Annotated in this window: 15 protein-coding genes; 7 read left to right on the top strand and 8 right to left on the bottom strand. The window is 47.4% G+C overall.

Annotated elements, in window-relative coordinates; translation table 11 throughout:
* Nucleotides 1-2,519: FG-GAP-like repeat-containing protein (locus QUA34_RS12570; protein ID WP_333386984.1), on the bottom strand; the 2,519-nt coding region annotated here is incomplete at its 3' end.
* Between the two features lie 77 nt (nucleotides 2,520-2,596).
* Nucleotides 2,597-5,113: a TIGR03032 family protein gene (locus tag QUA34_RS12565; protein WP_333330557.1), complete on the bottom strand. Its 2,517-nt coding sequence runs from the start codon at nucleotides 5,111-5,113 to the stop codon at nucleotides 2,597-2,599.
* A gap of 196 nt (nucleotides 5,114-5,309) precedes the next feature.
* Here QUA34_RS12565 and QUA34_RS12560 point away from each other — a divergent pair, with 196 nt between their 5' ends.
* Nucleotides 5,310-5,516, top strand: coding sequence for a DDE transposase family protein (locus tag QUA34_RS12560; protein WP_190741122.1), 207 nt, complete (start codon nucleotides 5,310-5,312; stop codon nucleotides 5,514-5,516).
* A 230-nt stretch (nucleotides 5,517-5,746) separates the two neighbouring features.
* On the opposite strand, the gene ctpC is transcribed toward QUA34_RS12560, so the two are convergent.
* Entirely contained in the window at nucleotides 5,747-7,102 is a 1,356-nt protein-coding gene (gene ctpC / locus QUA34_RS12555; protein WP_333330553.1) for a carboxyl-terminal processing protease CtpC, read from the bottom strand.
* 336 nt (nucleotides 7,103-7,438) lie between these two features.
* A complete protein-coding gene (gene ispG / locus QUA34_RS12550; RefSeq protein WP_333330550.1) occupies nucleotides 7,439-8,659 on the bottom strand; it encodes a (E)-4-hydroxy-3-methylbut-2-enyl-diphosphate synthase in 1,221 nt (406 codons plus the stop codon).
* Between the two features lie 79 nt (nucleotides 8,660-8,738).
* On the opposite strand from ispG, the gene QUA34_RS12545 reads away from it, so the two are divergent.
* From QUA34_RS12545 to QUA34_RS12520, 6 genes are all read left to right on the top strand, one after another.
* The gene (locus QUA34_RS12545; RefSeq protein WP_333063325.1) at nucleotides 8,739-8,879 is read left to right on the top strand and encodes a hypothetical protein; all 141 of its coding nucleotides are present in this window, start codon (nucleotides 8,739-8,741) and stop codon (nucleotides 8,877-8,879) included.
* Between the two features lie 74 nt (nucleotides 8,880-8,953).
* Nucleotides 8,954-10,309 (top strand): serine/threonine-protein kinase, encoded by a 1,356-nt coding sequence (locus QUA34_RS12540; protein ID WP_333386981.1) that lies wholly within the window; start codon nucleotides 8,954-8,956, stop codon nucleotides 10,307-10,309.
* Nucleotides 10,310-10,467: 158 nt separating this feature from the next.
* Nucleotides 10,468-10,698 (top strand): hypothetical protein, encoded by a 231-nt coding sequence (locus QUA34_RS12535; protein WP_333330545.1) that lies wholly within the window; start codon nucleotides 10,468-10,470, stop codon nucleotides 10,696-10,698.
* 8 nt (nucleotides 10,699-10,706) lie between these two features.
* Nucleotides 10,707-10,931 (top strand): hypothetical protein, encoded by a 225-nt coding sequence (locus QUA34_RS12530; RefSeq protein ID WP_293157603.1) that lies wholly within the window; start codon nucleotides 10,707-10,709, stop codon nucleotides 10,929-10,931.
* A gap of 12 nt (nucleotides 10,932-10,943) precedes the next feature.
* A complete protein-coding gene (locus tag QUA34_RS12525; protein ID WP_333386979.1) occupies nucleotides 10,944-11,186 on the top strand; it encodes a YgiT-type zinc finger protein in 243 nt (80 codons plus the stop codon).
* Nucleotides 11,187-11,386: 200 nt separating this feature from the next.
* Nucleotides 11,387-11,890 carry a DUF2243 domain-containing protein gene (locus QUA34_RS12520; protein ID WP_333386976.1) on the top strand — a complete coding sequence of 168 codons (504 nt, stop codon included), beginning with the start codon at nucleotides 11,387-11,389 and terminating at the stop codon, nucleotides 11,888-11,890.
* A gap of 71 nt (nucleotides 11,891-11,961) precedes the next feature.
* Here QUA34_RS12520 and QUA34_RS12515 read toward each other — a convergent pair whose 3' ends face one another.
* The 4 genes from QUA34_RS12515 to QUA34_RS12500 all read right to left on the bottom strand — a co-directional run bounded on the left by QUA34_RS12515 (nucleotide 11,962) and on the right by QUA34_RS12500 (nucleotide 21,511).
* The gene (locus QUA34_RS12515; protein ID WP_333386973.1) at nucleotides 11,962-12,921 is read right to left on the bottom strand and encodes an Rpn family recombination-promoting nuclease/putative transposase; all 960 of its coding nucleotides are present in this window, start codon (nucleotides 12,919-12,921) and stop codon (nucleotides 11,962-11,964) included.
* Between the two features lie 116 nt (nucleotides 12,922-13,037).
* On the bottom strand, nucleotides 13,038-13,403 hold the full coding sequence (locus QUA34_RS12510; RefSeq protein WP_333386970.1) for a hypothetical protein: 366 nt from the start codon (nucleotides 13,401-13,403) through the stop codon (nucleotides 13,038-13,040).
* 165 nt (nucleotides 13,404-13,568) lie between these two features.
* A complete protein-coding gene (locus QUA34_RS12505) occupies nucleotides 13,569-14,801 on the bottom strand; it encodes a clostripain-related cysteine peptidase (RefSeq protein ID WP_333386967.1) in 1,233 nt (410 codons plus the stop codon).
* 56 nt (nucleotides 14,802-14,857) lie between these two features.
* Complete coding sequence (locus tag QUA34_RS12500; protein WP_333386964.1) at nucleotides 14,858-21,511, bottom strand: translocation/assembly module TamB domain-containing protein; 6,654 nt, start codon at nucleotides 21,509-21,511, stop codon at nucleotides 14,858-14,860.
* Nucleotides 21,512-21,958: the final 447 nt, after the last annotated feature.

Raw genomic sequence — 21,958 nt, 5'->3', positions numbered from 1 at the left:
TTACCAGTTGTACCGCCTTCTGTAGCTGTTGTCGAAGTGGGAGTGATTGTGACTCCGGCAATATCGTTATCAGTGATATTAGCTGTCACAGCAGCGACGGGAATGCTGTTGTAATTGGTATCCGCTGAAGTTGCAGTATGAGTAATAGTTCCACTATGGCTGCCTTCAACGAGGTTATCATTAACAGCCGTGACAGTTACGGTTTGCGGTGTATTCCAATTAGTTGAATTAAAGGTGAGTGTGGAAGCTGAAGTATTAGTTTGCGAAGTGTTGCCAATGGCAAGATTAACATCGGCTGTTGGTTGTGATGTTAAAACTACTGTGTAATTACCAGTTGTACCGCCTTCTGTAGCTGTTGTCGAAGTGGGAGTGATTGTGACTCCGGCAATATCGTTATCAGTGATGGTTCGCGAGGCGGTATTGTTGGGGGCAGCGGCGAGGTTGTAAGCTGCACCGTCTGTGAGGGTGATGGTAACGGTTTCATTGGGATCGACAATGGCATCGTCGGTGGGAACGACGTTAATAGTGGCAGTGGTTTGTCCGGCTGGGATGGTGACGGTTCCCGATAAGGTGGTGTAGTCAGTGCCATTGGTTGCGGTTCCCCCTACTGTGTAAGCCACTGTAAAACCATCCGGTGCAATATCGTTGAGGGTGATGGTAAAAGTGCCGCTTGCGCCACCTTCTGCGGGAGTAATGCCTGCGGCGATGCTGACAATGGGGGCGTTTTCGTAGTAGCGCGTGTTGCCGTCAAATGCCCCAACGAAGGCATCTAAATCGCCGTCGCCGTCAATATCGACTAAGGTCGGGGAGGCGTCAACCCCCACATCGGTGAGGTTGAAGGGGTTAGTTTGGGGGGCGGCAAAGGCTGGGGCGCTAGCGGTGCCGGTATTCCGGTAGTAGCGCGTGTTGCCGTCCCGTGCCCCAACAAAGGCATCTAAATCGCCGTCGCCGTCAATATCGACAAAGGTGGGGGAGGCAGCAGAACCCACATCGGTGAGGTTGAAGGGGTTTGTTTGGGGGGCGGCAAAGGCTGGGGCGCTAGCGGTGCCGGTATTCCGGTAGTAGTAAGTGTTGCCGTCAATTGCCCCAACAAAGGCATCTAAATCGCCGTCGCCGTCAATATCGACAAAGGTGGGGGAGGCGTAAGTCCCGACATCGGTGAGGTTGAAGGGGTTTGTTTGGGGGGCGGCAAAGACTGGGGCGCTAGCGGTGCCGGTATTCCGGTAGTAGTAAGTGTTGCCGTCACTTGCCCCAACAAAGGCATCTAAATCGCCGTCGCCGTCAATATCGACTAAGGTGGGGGAGGCGATACTCCCCACATCGGTGAGGTTGAAGGGGTTTGTTTGGGGGGCGGTAAAAGTTTTGGGTATGTTATCGGCGATTTGCAGTACGGCAGTTTTAGTCTTCGTTAGGTTGTATCCTGTGCCAGCAGTGAGGGTGATTTGTACGGTTTCGCTGGGATCGCTGACGTTATCTAAGACGGGAATGACGTTAATAGTGGCTGTGGTTTGCCCTGTGAGGATGGTGACGCTACCCGATAAGGCGGTGTAGTCGCTGCCCGGTGTGGCTTTACCGCTGACGGTGTAGTTGATGGTGGTGTTGGCGGTGGCGGGGGCTGAGAGGGTGACGACGAAGTTGCCGTTGACGGGGGCGGTGGGTTCGGCTTCGCTGGGTGTGGTGCCGGGGGCAATGCTGACACGGGGAAGCAAATCTTGGTAGTAGCGCGTGTTGCCGTCCTGTGCCCCAACGAAGGCATCTAAATCGCCGTCGCCGTCAATATCGACTAAGGTGGGGGAGGCGTAATTCCCCACATTGGTGAGGTTGAAGGGGTTAGTTAGGGGGGCGGCAAAGACTGGGGCGCTAGCGGTGCCGGTATTCCGGTAGTAGCGCGTGTTGCCGTCACCTGCCCCAACGAAGGCATCTAAATCGCCGTCGCCGTCAATATCGACTAAGGTGGGGGCGGCTAAATACCCCACATTGGTGAGGTTGAAGGGGTTTGTTTGGGGGGCGGCAAAGACTGGGGCGCTAGCGGTGCCGATATTCCGGTAGTAGCGCGTGGTGCCGTCAATTGCCCCAACGAAGGCATCTAAATCGCCGTCGCCGTCAATATCGACAAAGGTGGGGGAGGCGTAATTCCCCACATCGGTGAGGTTGAAGGGGTTAGTTTGGGGGGCGGCAAAGACTGGGGCGCTAGCGGTGCCGGTATTCTGGTAGTAGTAAGTGTTGCCGTCACCTGTCCCAACGAAGGCATCTAAATCGCCGTCGCTGTCAATATCGACAAAGGTGGGGGTGGCTAAAAACCCCACATTGGTGAGGTTGAAGGGGTTTGTTTGGGGGGCGGCAAAGACTGGGGCGCTAGCGGTGCCGGTATTCCGGTAGTAGAGCGTGAAGCCGTCACCTGCCCCAACGAAGGCATCTAAATCGCCGTCGCCGTCAATATCGACAAAGGTGGGGGAGGCGGAAGTCCCCACATCGGTGAGGTTGAAGGGGTTAGTTTGGGGGGCGGCAAAGGCGGGCATAGTTTTTTAATGGGTAATTGGCAATTGGATGGGAGGAACGCTCACTAAGAGTGCCAGTTGGCTTTAGTCCTGACTTTTTAAAGCAGTTTAACGGCGATGCGCGAAGAGCCTATTCCGGTTAAATAGGGGCGCAGATGCCGATTAAGGAAGGAGAGCATTGGCTCGTTGTCTGCCGCCACTGAAAAAGTGCCATTCTCTATCTCACTGTCGATTTGCAGTTTAATTGATGCGGCTAACAGGGATATTCCTCGACCTAATTTTTGATACTTTTTTCGCACCAATAAGCTGGAGTAGCGAATAGTATTTGGGGCGACGCGGTGGGTGATCATCCAGCCGATGACTTCTCCATTATGGCACAATCCTAAACTATTGAGCGGTTCGATTCTGGATTCGTCGCTAAAGGGATTCAATGGGTTTGGATATTCCCCTTGTTGAAGAATGGCTTGGCGCTCCTGGGCGGTGATTTCGCTCCCGGGAAAAACGGTAAATGAATCGGGTAAGGGGTATTTGTGCAGCCAAGGGGCTTCGGCAATTTTTTGGGTTGTGGTTTGGGCTAATAAAAAGGTGGTTTGAGGGGGGAGCCAGCCTTTGTTTTTTAATAGGGGTTCGAGGGCTAGTGCTGTTAATTCACTGCTTTTGTAGGAGATTTCGACTCGCTGACAACCGACTTTTTTCAGTTCTTTTTCCAAATTCCCGATCAGGGTTGTGCCGATGCTTTGATGGCGATGGTGGGGAACGACGTAGCAGGAGATGATGCTGGCAGATAAGGATGGCGGGTTCTGGGATTCGGGAAGGATTTCGGCGATCGCCATTCCTACCATTTGATGGGAAATGGTGGCAGAAATTCCTACAATTTCGCCCCGTTTAGTTTGGGTTTGCCAGCGTTTTTGCAGGCTGGGGAAGGTGAAGGCATCGTAGGCGGAAATATTGTCGGCTGTGAGGTTGTAAACAGCTTGGTATTTGACGGGATAGCGCGTTTCTTCTGGTTGACGCGGTGGGTTTAGCAAGGTTGGTTTTCCAGAAGTCAGGCTTTCAAGGGCTGTTCTCACTTCGGTATTGTCGGGTTTGAGGCGCAGCGCTTCTCTCAAATAACCTTCAGCTATGACAGTTTCTTGGCGCGAGGCGTGCAACTTTCCGAGGTTAAGATAGGCGAGATAGAAATTCGGATCGAGGCGTAGTGTTTCTTCATATCCAGCTTTTGCTGCTGCGATATTCCCTTGCAATAGGTAAGCGCTGGCGAGATTGCAGCGGGTGGCTGCTTGATTGGGATTAATCTCGATGGCGCGTTGGAGTAGGGCGATCGCTTCTGGGATTTTTCCCTGTAATTGCAGGAGATTTCCTAAGTTATTGTAGGCAGGGATATAGTTGCGATCGAGGGAAATGGCTTCTTGAAAATAAGCGGCTGCTTCTTCCAATTTTAGTTGTTTTTGTAACTCTCTGCCGCGATCAAAAGCTGCGGCTGCGGTTTCTAATTTTTCTGTGCCAATCACGGCAGGCACGAGGGATTCGCTGACTTTGACAGATGTTTCAGGGGGTTGATGAATGCCGGGTCTGATTGATATAATGCTAGAACCTGGGAAAGTAACTAATCGTTCGATTTCGTCGGTTTGAAATCCTAATGCCATTGGCTGCCGCACTCCGGGCAATACAGCAATGTCAAATAATTCTTTGACGACTTCTTCAAATATCAGCGAGTGGACGATATTGCCTGTGTTTAAATCCACTACCATCAATCCGCATTGAGGTTGTTGCTGTTGGGCGGATAAGCGATCGCTTAATGTCAATCCTTGAAAATTTTCATGTCTGGGTTTGGAGAGTCCGACGATCGCATAGTTGTTATGAAATGCCAACCCTCTGACGAAACCGGGGCAGAAGGCGATCGCCTGAAATTGTCCATTTTCTACATAGCCTAATTCGCCAGTACCGGAGTTGAGTACCCACAGTTTATTCTGGTAAAATCGGGGTGAGTGGGGCATGGTTAAGCCGCTACAAATGATTTCGTTAGAACGGATATCGATAATGCAGCCGCCGCCGCCTCGATGCGATCGCCAACCTGCGGGAATATCGGTTTGGGAACAAGCAGTGACGTAAGCGGGTTCGCCATCTACCATTGCTAAACCGTTGAGGTGACAGCGATCTTCGGCGGCGAGGGAGGAGATAAACGGCGGTTGCCAGATGGGGCGAAAACTGTAGTCGCGATCGCGTGTTGCCAGACAACTAAATTGGGTGTTGACAAATACCCAGTTTTGCGATTTATCTACGATTAGGTCGTGAGTATTTATGTCACCAGTGGTGTAGCCGATGCGGGGAACGTAGAGTTTGTCGTACCCTAAATAATCGCCCACTTCCTCACGGCAAAGATTGTCAAATTGCCAGATTTGATAACAGGTACTCATCACGAGGCCTTCTGAGGTGGCAAATAGTCCCATCGGGCGATCGAATTCGCGATCAAACACTGACAACCTGCCATCGGGTTTCAATCCAATCAAGAATAACCGATTGGTTTGATAGGTGGTGAAGGCGAGGCTGATTTTCTGTGCAGCCAGCCATTGATTGAAGTGTGTTAAGGGGGTAATCTGAATCATAGAACTCATAAATTGACTTTATAGTTAAAGATTTTTGGCCTTACTTAATCAGGGTATGAAAAAGAACCAGGCAAAAATCCAGAAGCTTTGTGGACAAGGGTTTTTATGATTTGCATATTTAGCCGTTCATACCGTAAATCAGCAACGCCGATATAATTATCCCATTGCCTAGTTAGTATCCAGCTTTTATGTGACGAATTTAGCTATGACAGAAACACCAAAATTTTATATTGTCAAACGTCCTGCGGGTAATTGCGATATTTTGCCGTTGGCGGAGCCCTCGCAGAGGATCGCCCAACTCGAAGAACAAAACCCCAGTATTATTGAAAAGTGGGGCCCTTACGATTCGCCAGAAGATGCCATCGCCCGCCGCATCGGATTAATTCGCGCCGGCAAATGCCAGCCGCAATGACCGATTGCCAAAAATAGCGAAGCATTCGAGTGTAAAATCTTGGCTTTTAGCCGTAAATCTTCCCCCGAATGCTTTTTTTAACTGAAACCTTACCCGAAAGAATTGGTTTAAAGCCGGAACCCATAAGCGGGAGAAATTAAAATCCGACTATTCATTACTCCCATCCTCTTCCTTCCAGGTATAGGTCGCTGTCAACTGTCAACTGTCAACTGTCAACTGAAACAGGTTTTCTACTTAGATTTAGAAGGTGCCGCACTCGGTTTTGCTTGCGCCGCATTCGGTTTAGGTGGCGCTGCATTCGGTTTCGACTCCGCCTTATTGTTCCCTGTTTTACCAGTAACTTGCTGTGTCAAAACTTCCATAGCTTTCGCGTACTGCGGATCTGCCGTTGTAGCGATTTTATCGCGATCGCGCCTCAATTCCTGTTTTTGAGCGTCGGTGAGTTCTACCTTAAAATCCGGTTCAATCCCGGCGTGGTTGATATCAGTGCCGTTGGGAGTAAAATACTTGGCAATTGTCACCGCCAAACCCGCACCATTTCCCACGCCGCGTACTGACTGAACTAAACCTTTACCAAACGTCTTTGTTCCCACTAAAACCGCGCGTTTGTTGTCTTGCAAAGCACCGGATAGAATCTCGCTAGCACTTGCTGAACCGCCGTCTACCAGTACAACTAACGGTTTGTCTGAGATCGCTGCCTTGTTTGCCGTTTGTTTATCGGCTTCACCGACTCGATCGACCGTTGAGACGATCGTACCTTCTTTGAGCCACATCCGAGCAATTTCAATACTTCCGTACAGCAACCCGCCGGGATTGGAACGCAAGTCTAAAATATAGCCCGTTACCTTTTTCTGTTCCAAATCCTTAATTGCCGATCGCATTTCCGATGCAGCATTCGCACTGAACTGATTTAAGCGAATATAGCCGACTTCTCCGATGGGAGTTTTCTGCACCGACTTCCGCACAGGATGAATTTCAATTTTAGCGCGCTTCAGCTTAAATTCTAATTCCTTGCTTCCCCGCAAAATAGTCAGCGTCACCTCAGTATTCACCTGACCGCGAATCAAACTTACTGCTTGATTCGTATCCATGCCTTCTGTGCTCTTGCCGTCAATCTTAGTAATGATATCTTTTGCCAGAATACCAGCACTAAAAGCAGGGGTATCTTCGATCGGCGAAATCACCACCAACTTTTTGGTTTCCTCATCTTGAGTCAACTGAATCCCAACTCCTGTCAGTTCCCCAGAAGTTTCAACCTGCATATTTCTGAACTCTTGAGGATCCATAAACCGCGTATAAGGATCATCCAGCTTCTTCAGCATTTCCCGAATTGCTTTGTAAGCTTCGTCGTCGCTGGTATAAGTCCGGTTCAAATAATCATTCCGCACCGCTTTCCAGTCAACCTGGTTAAAAGTGCCATCTACATAACTTTTGTCAATAATCTGCCAAACTTCATCAACCAACTCTTTAGGGCTTCCCCGAAAAGAAGCCAGAGATTTAGAACTGCAACCAGTGTTCGCAAGAGTTACAGCAGTGAGTACCACTGCTGCTGCACTTAGAACAAGCCCTCGTTTTGTTATAACCATTTGTCTGACGCGCGGGAGGAAAAGAGTTCAGAATAATTACGCTCAATCTAACACAGGCAAGGCTCGGTCGTAGTTGGCGTACATATATTATTTAACTTTGCCGAGTTCTGCGGTATCAACTTAAGAGTGAAACCCTCTGTCTTTCTCGTTTGTATCGAAGCCTAGATCCCCCTAAATCCCCCTTAAGAAGGGGGACTTTGAGCGTTATTGTCCCCCCCTTAACAAGGACTTAGATCGCTCTTGTCCCCCCCTTACTAAGGGGGGTTAGGGGGGATCTCCGGGTTTAAAACACGCATTAGGGGCGATCCTCTCCGAGGGCTGCGCTAACGACAGCAATTAAGGATCGACCCAGCGATCGTCCGATTTAATCAAGTCAATCAATTCTGCCACACCTCGGTCTTCTGGCACTTTCTTAATTTCTTCCCGGCCCCGGTACAGCGAGATATAACCCGGTTGCTTCCCGACGTAGCCGTAGTCAGCATCAGCCATTTCTCCTGGCCCATTGACAATACAGCCCATTACTGCTATATCCAAACCCGTGAGATGCTTCGTCGCCTCTCTCACTTTGTGTAACACTTCCTCTAAATTAAACAAAGTGCGACCGCAGGAAGGACAAGCGACATACTCAACCATCGTTTTCCGCAGTCCCAAGGCTTGCAGAATGCTGTAGCAAACGGGAATCTCCTTTTCTGGGGCCTCTGTCAGCGAGACGCGGATGGTGTCACCGATACCGTCAGCTAACAAAGGTGCGAGGCCTGCGGTGGATTTGATGCGGCCGTATTCGCCGTCTCCTGCTTCCGTGACGCCCAAATGCAGGGGGTAATCCATGCCGAGTTCGTCCATCCGGTGCACCATCAAGCGGTAAGCAGCAACCATCACGGGTGCACGGGAGGCTTTCAGGGAAATTACGATATTTCGGAAGTCGAGGGATTCGCAAATTTTGATGAATTCCAGGGCCGATTCCACCATGCCTTCGGGCGTGTCGCCGTAGGTAAAAAGCATCCGTTCGGCGAGGGAACCGTGATTAACGCCGATTCGCAAAGCTTTGCCTTGGTCGCGCAGGGAAATCACCAGAGGTTCCAGGGTTTCGCGGATTTTTTCGCCAATTTCCGCGAATTCGCTGTCGGTGTATTCGCTTCTGTCTGCTTTCGGCTTCTCGAACACGTAAAGTCCGGGATTGATTCTCACTTTGTCTACGTGTTTGGCCACTTCGAGGGCAATTTTCATGCCGTTGTGGTGGACATCAGCCACGAGGGGCACTGGTTGGTAGGTGGCGTGCAGTTTTTGCTTGATTTCGGCTAAAGCTTTAGCGTGGGCCATGCTGGGCACGGTGACGCGGACGATTTCGCAGCCTATCTCGTGCAAGCGCCGAATTCCGGCGACTGATCCGTCGATGTCGAGGGTGTCTTCGTTGATCATCGATTGTACGACGACGGGGTTGCCGCCGCCGATGGTGACGCTACCGACTTTGACTGGCCGGGTTTTGCGGCGTTTGATGGTGGTGTCGAAGGTTGGTTCGGTGGTGGGGGTTTTAGTGGGATTCGGCAGAGTTTGCATAACTGGTTGCGAGTGTTCTGTTACTAAGGTCTATAAAAATGTGTCTGCTGTTTTTCAGGTTGCCATAGAAAGGGTCTGTTTGGACAAAGAGGTTTTGGGATTTAGGATTCTTAATGAGATTGCTGCGAATTTGTCGATCGAATTATGTCGCAAAAGGGCGATCGAACTAAAAGCCAACCATCACCGGGAAGGCGAACTTAAGTTGGGCCCGTGGAACTAAACCCAACTTAAAAAATACAGTTAAAATACAGGCTAGGCCGAGATAAAAATTAATATTGGTTGGCGGTGAGGGGAATGGTTTGGACACCGGGGCAGCGGTTAAATGGCGATCGGTATATTATTGAAGGCAAGTTAGGTGAGGGCGGCTTTGGGGTCACGTACCTAGCACAGAAGGCCCAAAACAGGCAGCGGGTTGTCATCAAAACGCTGAAAGACGACTTATTGAGAGATCCAAATTTTGCCTGGTTTCGGGACAAATTCCGGGATGAGGCGCTACTGCTATCTTTGTGCAGGCATCCCAATATTGTGCAAATAGACAACTACTTCACTCATGGTAATTTGCCTTGTATTGCGATGGAATATGTGGCAGGAGAAGATTTGTGGAAATGGGTGGAAAAGCGCGGTTTTATGTCAGAAACCGAAGCTTTGAACTACATCCGCAAAGTGGGAGAAGCCGTAATAGTAGTTCACGAAAAAGGTTTACTACATCGGGATATCAAGCCACAAAACATTATGGTACGCGACAATCAAGATGCAGTTTTGATTGATTTTGGTTTGGCGCGGGGTTTTATTCCCGATCGCACTCAGCAAATGACTGTTGGATTAACACATGGTTTTGCGCCTCCCGAACAGTACGGGGAAATGGGCAGATTTGCTGAGTACACAGATGTTTATGCTCTGGCGGCAACGCTATACTATCTGCTAACGAGAACACAACCAACTGCTGCATTCTTGAGGCCTTTAAATCATCCTTTAAAGCCGCCGTTTCAGATTAATCCTAATATTAGCGATGCGGTGCATCGAGCAATTATGAAAGGGATGGAAATGGATGAGACAAAGCGTCCTCAGTCGGTGGAAAAATGGTTGGCTATGCTTCCCCAATCCCCCGGCAATCGGGGGCAAAGAGGGGGTGTTTCGCCAACGATTCCTAGCCCGCAGCCAGCGCCACAACCTGTAAAATTGATTTCAGCAAAAGGAGTTGATTATCGTCAACTCGATCGGCTGTTGGCTAGCGGAAAATGGCAAGAGGCGGATGGGGAAACGGCAATAAAAATGCTGGAAGTAGCGGGGAGAACAAAAGATAACTGGCTGAGGGGTGAAGATATCGATCGATTCCCCTGTGAAGACTTACGAACTATTGACCAACTTTGGGTAAAATACAGTAACGGACGTTTCGGCTTTTCGGTGCAGAAACGCATCTATGAAAGTCTGGGGGGAAGCAGAGAATATGATCGGAAAATTTGGGCAGCTTTTGGCGATCGGGTAGGTTGGCGTGTGAATAGTAGTAAATGGTTGCACTATAATGATCTAAAATTCAACACCAAAGCACCTATAGGACACCTCCCGTGTGTGAAGGGAAAGTTAACTGATGGGGTGGTTGGTGGGGGGCTTGTTGTGGGGCGTTCTCTTCTCTCGCGTCGAGACTTGTAGACTGTAACATCTAAGCGTTTCAGGTTTTCATAAAGATTTATTACAAAGGCAAAAACCACGAAGCCACGCCAGTTCTACGTTTCCGATACCTGGCACTGACCGGACTGGGCTAAAAGGCTACCAGTGATACTAATTGTTAACATAATGTTTGATGTCGAATGAACTTTCAAATTATAGGAAACATTACTAATATTGAAACAATAGCAGTAGATAAATCAATTCGGGAAGTGGAACGTTTGCAGAAAAATTATGGTAATGGACGTTGGAGAAAACTCAAAGGCATAGCCACAATTAGCCTGACTGATGGTACAGCCTGCGAAGCTGAGCTACATTGGTACGAAGCACACGGCATTGGAAAAAAAGAAATCAAAATCAAATATATTTTATAGGAGGAGTCATGAATCCCCATAACTTAGAAACACAATTTGTAGTTTGCATTAATAATCAAGACTATCAAGCATCCTTGGAAGTGCGAAAAATTTATCGAATCATACCCGATAATCGCGCTGCGGAACATCAATTTATCCGAGTTATTGATGAATCCGGCGAAGATTATTTGTATCCAGTCGCATATTTCGTGCCGATAGCATTGCCGAAAGCCGTAGAAGCAGTGTTTGCATAGGAGAAATTAACAATGCTATCTGTAGAAAAATGCCCAATTTGCGGCGGTGAAATAGTTATCAAAGAAGTTGATAAACTTTTACGGGGCGGCAAGCATACTGCTATCTTAAAAGTATCCGCTGAAGTTTGCCTAAGCTGTGGAGAACGGTTCTACTCTGTGGAAACAGTTAGGAAATTTGCCAAAATTAGACAGCAATTGCAGCGGGAAGAGACTCAAGAATTTCAAGCGATGGGGCAATCTTTTCGCGTTGGGTAAGTTAGAGGGGGATAATTTGTTTAAAAAGATCGATCGCACTTCCCATCATCCATCAAAAATCAACCCGCGATCGCACTTCACTCCAGAAATCTCTCTCGCGGATGATGCAATCGCCCCTCCTCCCCAGCAAAACTAAAAAATGTACTGGCAAATCCCTTCACAGACCCAGGCTCAGCATTTAAAGCATCGGAGGTTTTCCATTGGACGATCGTACAAACGCACCAACCACCGCAGCTAACAACCGCCGACCTCTAATTATCGCAGGAATTCTCCTCGGTATCGGTCAATCCGGCTTTTTTGACGGCATTGTCCTGCACCAACTCCTCCAGTGGCACCATATGTTTAGCAGCGTTAAAACCGATGCTACTGTTGCCGGTTTAGAATTAAATACCCTTGGAGATGGACTGTTTCACGCTGCGGATTGGTTGGTAACAGTGGCGGGAATCTTCTGTTTGTGGAGTGCGGTGAAGCGCAAAGATGTTCCTTTGTCAACTCAAACTTTTTTCGGTTCAATATTAATTGGTGCTGGATTGTTTGACTTTGTAGAAGGCATTGTTGACCATCAAATTTTGGGAATCCACCACGTCAAACCCGGTATCAACGAGTTAGCTTGGGATGTAGGATTTCTCGCCCTTGGAGTTAGTTTAGCGCTGTTAGGTTGGATGCTGGTACAGAGGGAAGTTCCCGCAGATAGTAAAGTTTAAATGAATGCAGAGATTGAGAATTATACCAAATCCGTGTTACAAATCCCCCACCCTCTTTTTAACTCATCAGTTCATCCCGCCGCATCCAACCACGCAATCAAATCCTCTTGACTCCTAAAATCCAACAAAGCTTCTCCCAAATCCTCTAACTGTTCCGCAGATAACCCCTGGATGCGAGTTTGAACTTCCACTGTAACATCACCCACCCGCCGCACTATCTGACGCATAATTAATCCTATTTCCCCCTCAATTTTACCCCTTTCGATTCCTTGTTCGATTCCTTGTTGTATTCCCTGTTCAATCCCCTGTTGTAGACCAATTTCTATCCCTTTCATCACAGACCCGATTTGGTCTTGGATAAACATTTCTCGCTTGTCTACATCGTTCAATTCGTCTAGGGTCAAATTTGCTCGGTTGGCAATTCCCAGGGCGGTATTAATCTCTTCAATAGACCCCAATGTCTCTGGTACTGCTTCCAAAGAGGGCGCATTCTTCATAAAATAAATCCATTTTTCCGGCAGAGTTTCGAGTTCATTCAATTCTTTTTTGAATTTCGGTAACTCGACAAAGACTAATTTTAACTCGCAGTTGGGATAAACAAATTTCTCTTCGGTTTCTGTGAATTCAAAGTTAGAAATTAGTTTGGTAGTATTTTCAAATAAGATAAAGTCGGTGATGGTTAAAGCAATGACCGGATTTAACTTTAAATAACCTTCTCCCGCTTTGAGTTGAGTAGAATAGGTTTTGGCTGCATTGTACACTACCCGTTTTTCAAAGGCGGCGACGTTGAGTACCTGCATTTCCACAATCACGGTTTTGTTACCGGTAATCTTGGCTTTGACATCGAGGTAAGTGTCTTTCAATCCTGTAACGCTTCCGGCTGAATAAGGATCAATTATTTCTAATTCTTGGATGGTTGGTTCTCCGTTATACAGCATTGCATTTAGGAAGCTGATTAAAATTTCTGGATGTTCGGAAGAAGCGAATATTTTTTTGAATGCAAAGTCTGTTTTAGGACTGATGAAACGCATATTATAGAAGGAAGAATGAAGAGGGAAGAAGGAAGAAAGAAAATGCAATAGTTTAGGGAGTTTTAGATTGGTAGTTGCGCTTTCACGCTTAGCGCAACTACGAAGTTTTTCAATTATCAGCCTGTGGCTTGAGTAGTAGTTGCAGGCGACATAACTAGCTTTCCAGTTATATCCATCGTCGCTAGTTTCAGCACTTCATTAAAAGCTAAACCCCGAATTTTGAGTTCCCACCGAATGCCTTTTGCTTTCATTCGCTTGGCTTTCCGCATATCGACATCAGCAGCTTTTTGATGCAAGAGCAAATATTTCATTGCTGCTGTAGCTTCTACTTTTGTGGGAAATGCAATATAAGTGATAAATCCGCCGTCCCAATGATTGGCGTTGCGGACACTGCTGATAGTCGCCACTCTCGGACTAAAGCGGTTCCAGTAAAAGTCGCTGTAGCCGATCGACTGTGTTTTTACTTGGAGTTTGTTTGCCATTTGACTTAACTCCTATAACCTTGTGTGCGGGGTTGGCAGCAGGGCTTTAATTCTGCTATTTATATTATAGCATTGGGAAGTGGGAATTGGGAGCGAATGCTGGCTGTTGTTTTACCTCCCAGACTGCTTCTGTCAAGTCGGGAAAGTAAAATATCTCCAATACCTTTAGTTCTTTTTTGTCTCGAATACAACTGCCTCAAAAAGTTCTACAAGCTTTAACTCTGAATAAACCGATAAATACAAATACTTTTCCAGTTCCTGCCGATTTCTAGGTAAGAATAAACCTAATCCTGATAAGTTTTTATACTTAGGTCTAATTATTGAGTCCAGTAATTCACCATTCTGTTGGACTCTCTGAATGAGAGAATTATTTAAAAAGAACAATAAATCGTTACAAGCTGACGGGCTTGCACCTGATAATTGGGTAAGTTTTTGTAAAAAGTTTGCGAAATCAACAAAGGTTTCTCCAAAGCTACGATAAACTACTACAGTAGTGTTATTGGAAAAATTGACTTCAGGTTCTAAAATTGAGGATATAAAAACTTTCACTGGCGCAATATCTGCTTGCAAAATAGAATCAATCACAACATTAACTTTTTCTGCAAAGTAGCGGAAATAATGATTGTTAGTTAATGTCAAACTATGGTACATATCACGCTGTTCGTAATCCATAATCTTTTTAGCTAGCTGAGAACCATCAATGTCTGGATAATCGCTCAAATAACTTAACGATTGCTCATAATAGTAATTGGGCGCTCCCAGTTCGAGTTGAGATGAAAGTGTATACTTACCAGTATTCTGGAAGGTATGGTGTACTTCAATATTTCCTTTATTACAATTTTGAAAAAATAATAATTCGAGATTTCCATTTACAGATTGGTGAAAATTCAATATAACTTGATTGATTTTTTGAAGATTCATCCATCTAATTTCTGAAATTAAAGGGGACGTGGGATGTTCGTCGGGGCTGATTTCCATAAGAGTTCCACTATGACCTAAAAACACAATAGCCCAGCGTTTGGCTTGAAAGTGAGATTTTGCCCAACTCAGATACTCACTCAAGACTTCTGGACTACTACTATCTGCTGTTTCTAAGTATTGCGTATCAACTTTACCTTGGCTAATGATGCTTCTAGAAACTTGTGCTGCTCCACTAAAGTCTGATTGTACTACTACCAAAACATTGTCATTCTTTACACCTTTACTTAGCATTTGAATAATTGGTTGCCCGAATCTTGAGAGATTATTGTCATAGGGCATCCAGTATAGTAATATCCAGTCATAATGATTTTTGACCGTACTCCCAAGCATATATTTGTCTCCAGAGTAATATTTTGTCTCTATTAAAGAAGAACTAATACTTACTGTTATGAATTTGATGGCTTGTCTTCTTTTCACATCGTCTGCTCCGGGTTGAGGATCGTCAGCTTTCTGTATACTGTATTTTTGGCTAACTAAAACCTCATTTCATATTCAGCAGTGACGCGATTGTCTCCTTGAAAATTACTGGAACTTCTGAGTAAAATTTTATCGCTCAATCGATAGCGCACAGTAAATTCTGTCGGTTGATTTGCTGACAAAACTCGAATGATAGAGGCTGAAATATTGCGCGTGATGTCAAACCCAACTTCTAAACCTAAACCGAGAGAACCCGCACCTGAACTGGAACTAGCACTTTGTGCTTCGTTGCCTCTAATCCGAGTGGGAAATAAGCGAAATTCGCTCAATCCTGTGGCGTTTGTAACCGCAGATTGAAGGTTGTTCAATAAACCTGCACCGGCTAAATTTGCGATCGCCAGTGTACTGTCTCCCTGTCCCAAAGTCTCCACGAAACTGCCACCTAACAGCGCTATAATCTCTATTTCCGATCGACTCGGAGAACTCCTCAACTCCAGATTTTCCCCCAACTGAGAAGCCCTTCCCTGCACTAACGCTTGAACTCGGACACTCCGCACATTGCCGAAAGTTGTGGGTTCGTCTGCTATTTCAGAAGCTACAGATGTGCCGGGAATGCGGAACCGCGTTACTTCCTGCACCGAAGTTGCTAATCTCACATCCAGGGTCGGATCGAGTCCTTGTGTTGGTACAAAGGTCGCAGTCTGGGGGTATCCTCGATCGAGTCTAAACTGCGTCGTAAACAAATTCACCGACCCGGAAGTCAACCGAATCGTACCCTCCGGGCGAAGGTCATCTAAAGTTCCATTCACCGTCAAGCCCCCAGTCGCCTGAAAACTTAATATCGGCGCACTCGTTACCCGAATTCCCCGGCCCAAATTCAGCCGCAAATCGTTCAATCCAACTTCAAAGGAAGGGGAAGTCGGAGTCGCAGGGGAAGGAGAAACATCAGTCGCAGGGGAAGCAGAAACCTCAGTCGCAGCGGAAGGAGAATCAGAATCAGAAGCAGAAGAGGAAGAAGCTAACTGAGTTGTGCCGCCGGGACTCCGGAGAAATACTTCACCGTCATACAGTTCAATATTACCGCTCAACTGCGGGCGCCTAGCCGTGCCCCTTGCCTGCACTTGACCAACAACGCCACCGCTGTACAATCCTCTCAGGTTCACTGCCAACTTGTCGAGATTCACAGCCAGGGGATTATCCGCATCGACATCGCCCTCCGCGAAGGGCACAGACAGCGGAATTACACCCTGGGCCACAACTTGTCCCTGACTCAACTGTCCCCGAATTCCCTCTACCCGAATACGATCGCCCTCAAAGCGCACCGTCCCAGTTAGCCCTGTCAGCGGTTCTGGGAAGGCTTGCGCGCGGACGGTTGCATTTTCAAAATTCGCAATTCCTTGCGCTACAGGGTCTTGCAGCGTTCCTCCCACGCGAATTTGCACCTGTCCCTTGCCGCTGACCCACGCAACTTGCGGAGTCAATACATTAATAATTGCCAAACCTTCATTTTGCAAATTCGCCCTCAAATCGATTTGATTGCTGTCAGCTTTCACGGCTGCAAACGGCAACTCAAAAGGCAAACTTCCGGCGACTTCAATCGGTTCGGTTTGAGTTACCAAAGCGCTGCCGCCAAAATTCAGGCGGGCATTGCTGTAACTGAAACTGCCGTCGGCTTGTTTAATCGGTTCTCCGTTTAACGTACCGTCAACCAAACTCAATTCTCCGGTGGCTTGCGGGTTTTGCAAACTGCCGGCCAAATTCGCCCGCAAATTCAAATTTCCCGTGACATCCACAAAAGGCAATTCCACCAGTTTTGCCAACTCTTCCACGGGCACATTTTCTACCCGCAACTGCCCGGATTGAGCTTTTTGCCCAAGTTGTCCCGAAAAGCCGATCGCACTTTTGCCCGATCTAATTTCCAAAGGCAAAACAGTTAAGATCCCGTCCTGAAAACTGCCTTCAAGGCTGAACGTTTCAGCGACATATTCTCCCCACTGCCAGTTATCACCTTTCACATTAAATTGAGCTTCCACACCCGTTTGCAAAGAACCGGCGACAGCAATTTCCGCGCCAAAAGTGCCTTGCAATTGGGATAAGGGAGGCAATTTTTCTGATGTTTCCACTGCTTGCTGCTGCTGCAAAAGTATTTCAATTTCTGCCAAACGGCGCAACTGTTCGATTAGCGGGGCTTCTGGTTCTCCGACTGCTACAGTTTGCACGTCGCCACTGTCACCGTAAACAGGAGGTTTTAGGCCTCTCGCCAAGTCGCCTAAATTGAAATATTGCAAAGCGGTTAAAACCTGCTGCAAATTGCCTTGCTGGACGTTAACTTTCCCGGCAAATTGCGGGTTTTTGCCTGTTTGAACATTACCGGAAATTAAGTATTGACCGCTGCCTTGGCGGAATATGCCATTTGTGAGAGTGGCGCTGCCGTTAGCGTAGCTGAATTCGGCTTGGAAACTGTCACCTTTAATGTAGCCGATCGCCGGTTGGGCGATCGCAATTTGTCCGCTTGCTTGCAAAGTCGCCGGATTTAACGGCATCTTCCAACCGGGGACATTTACTTGTCCCGAAACCGTACCAGTTATCGGCCCCAAACCTGCCTCTTTCCCAGGTGATAGATTCAAAGCAGCGAGGGGAAAATCGCTTAAATTAACTCGCAAAGTTTCTCCCTGGGTTTGGCCCCTAGCCACGGATTCCCCGCGTTGAATTAAGAAAGATGTCGGCAAAAAAGATTGATTTAAAGCTACTTCGATTTTGTCGCTGGCGCCGGCCAAACGCAAATCTACACTTTTCCCAGCATCCGCATTCACACTCCCCGCCAGTACCGGGTCAAAAGCGATTTGATTTACTGCTAAATCCCGCACTTCCACGTCGCCAACTAAGCTGAGGGCGGCGAGGGTTCCGGTGAGGCTGCCGGTAAAATCGACATTGCCGCGCAGGGGCTGGTTTTGCTGTGAGGAATTTTTGTCCGCAATTGTAGACAAAAATCCTAGTTGTTCTGCTGGTAAGGCTGCCAGATTAAAGTTGGCGAGTCTGACATCCAAATCTAAGTTGGAAATTGAGGGCCCTCCTTTACCTTCGAGTTCGACGTTAACAAAGCCGTTTGCTGTCAAACCGGGAGTTGTGGCGTTCTCAATTTCCACTCGTTTGCCGTCCCAATTAAATACTGCCTCGAAAGGTTGTTTCAAAAACGGCAATTCCGAGATGCGGAAACTGCCGCCGGCGCGAACTGTTTGTGGGGAACCGGCAATCGGGCCGGATAAATTGATATTGCCGTTAAACAGTCCTGCAAGCTGGGGGAGATTTTGGGTACTGGAGACTACACCTCCGGTTTGCAAGCTTTGGCGCTGGGCTTCAAAGGCTTGCTGGAAGCGACTTAGAGCAATTTGCTCGCCCTCAATAGACGCGCGCCAATTCCCGGATTCTGCGCTGCCTTTAGCATTGACAATTCCTCCGCCGTTGGCGAGTCGAATTTGTCCGTCGCCGTTGGCGGTGATGTTGTTGGCGGTTAGATTATCTACTGTTCCCAAAATGCGGACTTGGCCGTTGAGGGTTCCGTTTATTTCTGGCGGTAAATCCGCTGTCAGCAAACCTGTTTGTTTGAGGGTTTGTTCTAAATTACTGACGGCAATTCCGTTGGTTTCTAGCAATGCTTGCAAGTTGCCGTTTTCTAATTTGGCCGTAGTATCGATCGCCCCGAGTCGATCGACCACAATCACTCCTTCTCCGCTAGCATTAATTCCCTTCGCTGTCAAGTTATCCAAACTACCCGCTGCTTGGAATTCGCCGTTAACTCTGCCGTCAAATCCTTTAGGCAAAGTCGCCGTTAGTGGAAACAGTTGGAGATTGCGAACAGTTTGTTCTAAGCGACTGAGAATAACTCGATCGGCATCGGCGAAAGCTTGCCAGCGTCTGTCTTCTAATTTACCTCTAAAAGCAAGAGTACCGTCCCCTATATTGAGTTTCCCGCTGCTGCTGACGCCTATGTCGGCGGCGGTTGAATTATCAAGACTACCGCTGGCTTGAATTTGATTGGATATTTGTCCGTCAAGCGATTGGAGATTTTGGATTTGGGATTTTAGATTGTTGATATTGGCGACTGTTTGGGGATTGTCAGCAGCGAAAGCTAAGCCAACATCTAACAGGGGCAATCCTAAATCTCCTAAGCGTTTGATGGAAGTGCGATCGGTTTCTGCGGTTCCCTGCCAGTTTCCGGCTACCAATTCTCCTTTTAAATTAACATCACTGCCGGCAAGATTGAGTCTGCCGTTGCCGCTGGCATTGATGCTGCTAGCCGTCAAATTGTCAAGACTTCCCGATGCTGTAAATTGACTCGATAGCAGTCCGTCAATCGATTTTAGATTTTGGATTTTGGATTTTAGATTGTTGAGATTGGCAGATTGCTGATTTTCGGGACTAAATGCTGAAGCCACATCTAAAATCGGCAGTGTCAAATCTACTAAGCGGTCGATGGAAGTGCGATCTGTTTGTGCTGTTACTTGCCAGTTTCCCGCTACCAATTCTCCGTTTAAATTCACATTGCTGTCGGCAAAATTGAGCCTACCGTTGCCACTAACATTGATTCCGCTAGCAGTCAAATTATCAACATTGCCCCCCACTCGAAATTCACCTGCTAGCTGCCCGCCAATCGATTTTAGATTTTGGATTTTGGATTTTAAATTGTCTACATTTGCGGTCGTTTCCCCTGTTAAAAACGGCAATCCAATATCAATTAATTGATTAACAGCTACTTTATCAGTGTTGCCAATAACTTGCCAGTTACCCGATTCTAGTTCGCCATTAACATCAACAATACTGTCAGCAATATTCAGCGTTCCTTTGCCCGTCGCAGCGATCGCATTTAAACTCAAATTGTCCAGAGTTCCCGCAGCTTCGGCGGTTCCGCTGAACAAACCTGCTAGTTCAGGAGGCAAATTAAGGTCGGGCAGGACTTGCTGCAAACTGTTGAGATCCACACCATTGCCCTCGATCAAAGCTTGCCACTGACGGTCTTTTAACGCAGCATCCACGTTCACAGAAGCGTCGCCAATTTTCACAACCGTATTTTGCAAATCCGCCGAATTTCCTCCGGCTCGAATTTCGCCCGCTGCAGGGAAAGTTCCTTGCGGTGCTTGCCATTGAACTCTCGCTTGAATGTTGTCTAACGGGCCGAAAATTTGAGCTTTTGCGGACACCGTGCCAATATTAACACTAGCAGGAATTGGGAGATCGTAAATTTGGGCGATCGCGTCTCCGGGTACATTTTCAGCTTGCAAGTCAAACACTAAACCCGATCGCGAATTCTCCTTTGATAAAGCTAGATCGACTTCACCTTTGCCGCCAATTTTACCACCCGCCGCCGGCACTACCAAAATATCGCTCACAGTCAAAGCTAAAGAGGAAAACGGGGGAATAGAAGATTGAGAATTGGGAGTTGGGGTTTGAGCCATTCTCCCGCGTTCCAATTTGAAATTAGTGCTAATATTGTTTAATTGCAGTCGATCGACCGTAGTAGGTTTTGTCGAGGCGATCGTACCTGTCAGCACCGGCATTGCAACTGTTCCAGTCAGCTTGGCATCCGCCTTCACTTCCCCCGCCACAGCCACGGGTAATACTACTTTCTTCCCTAACTCTGTCTCCACCGCACTGACAACACTTGCCAAAGCGACTGGTTGCACGTTCGTTGTCAGATTGAAGCTAGCGTTCTCCAAATTAAAATTGGTTCCAGTGGCAACTGTTCCTGCTATTCTAAGCGGAATTAAACCGTAATTAGCCGCCAGACTATCGACAATCACATTAGTTCCCTGAAACCGCAACTGACCGCTGCTATTTTGTATGATTTGTTTCAGGGGGGAAATACTCGCTTGCACTCCCCCAAAACTAGCCACTCCGGTAATTCCCGATACTTTATTATCTCGCAATTGCACGGTTAAATTGCCATTAGCCAGACCTTTTTGTAAATAAATGCCGGGAAGTTTTAGCAAGCGAGCGAGGTCGGGCAAAGGCAAATTTTGACCTTGCAACTGCACGTTAGTTTGAGCGGCAGGTAAAATAGAATCAGCTTTAAGTATAAAATTATCGCTGTTAGTAAACTGACCGTTTAGTTCGTAGAGAACGCGCTGATTTTGATCGCGAAATAGAGCACTGCCATTTTTCAAATTTACAGAAATCGGAGCCGAAGTTTTCTGCCCGACAGCAGGATTCGGCACCAAAACTGCGGCGGCATTTTCAGCTCGAATTGCCTCAACTTCAGTTTTAAATAAACCCGGAGATTTTTGCTCCCTAGTTGGAATATTAACCCAGCGGCCCTCAGCCTCCTGTTCGATATAAGCGTTGGGTTTAACTAAGGTAATATCTAATTTGAGAGTGCGGTTGAACAGCAGTGGCCAGATTGAAAATTGCACTTCCACTGCTTCTGTAGAAGCGTAATCGGGATCGGTAGGAGTTGCAGGTAAAGTCGATCGGCCAAACCGCAAACCTGTCAGAGAAAATCCCTCCAAACGTCCGAGTTGCACAGGTCGCTTCAGCAACTGACTGACTTCCGTTTCCACCAAAGGAGCTAACTTTTCCCGCACCCACTGGTATCCTACCGCCGCCCCCACCAAGGCGAGAATACTTAATCCCGTACCGCTAAGCAGCAGCAGACGCCACCAGCGGCGGTGGGGGCGGGGTGCGAGTTGATTTTTGTTATCGTCCGAGTTAGTCATGGGTGTTTCTCAAAAATCAGAGAATTCAGGAATTATAGGAAATCAGCCGATTTTAGACAGGTATAATCTCTGTGATTCGCCAGGGTGCCTTCTGCCTTTGGTAGACTCAAAAGTGAGGTCGGAAGTGCCGATCCCCGGATCGATCGCAGGCAAAAGGCACGCCCCCACTCCAGAGTAGACTCCAGAAACCTTTACCGAACTTAATCAAAACACGCAACACCACCTAAAACCAAGTCCTCCAACTCCTCGAAATCCTCTAGATTCCCCCCGCAGTGCAGGATCGGTGGTCAAGCTAAAATCTAAAATATCAAACCAAGTAGTCCAAATGCCCCAACTCCTTTCGATCCCGCCGGTGCAGGATCGGTGGTCAATCTAAAATCTAAAATATAAAATTTAAAATCGGTTGCCCGATCGCTTCTAAGATAAAAAAACGGTGGTTAAGAAGGT

It is taken from the genome of Microcoleus sp. POL10_C6 (assembly GCF_036701585.1).
Taxonomy (GTDB): Bacteria; Cyanobacteriota; Cyanobacteriia; order Cyanobacteriales; family Microcoleaceae; genus Microcoleus.
The sequence above is the reverse complement of the archived record's forward strand: the minus strand, read 5'-3'. Positions and strand labels throughout refer to the sequence as shown.

Bases quoted from the DNA above. Each gene is read 5' to 3' on its own strand.
- QUA34_RS12565 (WP_333330557.1), bottom strand. From the start codon at position 5,113: ATGAGTTCTATGATTCAGATTACCCCCTTAACACACTTCAATCAATGG.
- QUA34_RS12560 (WP_190741122.1), top strand. From the start codon at position 5,310: ATGACAGAAACACCAAAATTTTATATTGTCAAACGTCCTGCGGGTAAT.
- ctpC (WP_333330553.1), bottom strand. From the start codon at position 7,102: ATGGTTATAACAAAACGAGGGCTTGTTCTAAGTGCAGCAGCAGTGGTA.
- ispG (WP_333330550.1), bottom strand. From the start codon at position 8,659: ATGCAAACTCTGCCGAATCCCACTAAAACCCCCACCACCGAACCAACC.
- QUA34_RS12540 (WP_333386981.1), top strand. From the start codon at position 8,954: ATGGTTTGGACACCGGGGCAGCGGTTAAATGGCGATCGGTATATTATT.
- QUA34_RS12535 (WP_333330545.1), top strand. From the start codon at position 10,468: ATGAACTTTCAAATTATAGGAAACATTACTAATATTGAAACAATAGCA.
- QUA34_RS12530 (WP_293157603.1), top strand. From the start codon at position 10,707: ATGAATCCCCATAACTTAGAAACACAATTTGTAGTTTGCATTAATAAT.
- QUA34_RS12525 (WP_333386979.1), top strand. From the start codon at position 10,944: ATGCTATCTGTAGAAAAATGCCCAATTTGCGGCGGTGAAATAGTTATC.
- QUA34_RS12515 (WP_333386973.1), bottom strand. From the start codon at position 12,921: ATGCGTTTCATCAGTCCTAAAACAGACTTTGCATTCAAAAAAATATTC.
- QUA34_RS12510 (WP_333386970.1), bottom strand. From the start codon at position 13,403: ATGGCAAACAAACTCCAAGTAAAAACACAGTCGATCGGCTACAGCGAC.
- QUA34_RS12500 (WP_333386964.1), bottom strand. From the start codon at position 21,511: ATGACTAACTCGGACGATAACAAAAATCAACTCGCACCCCGCCCCCAC.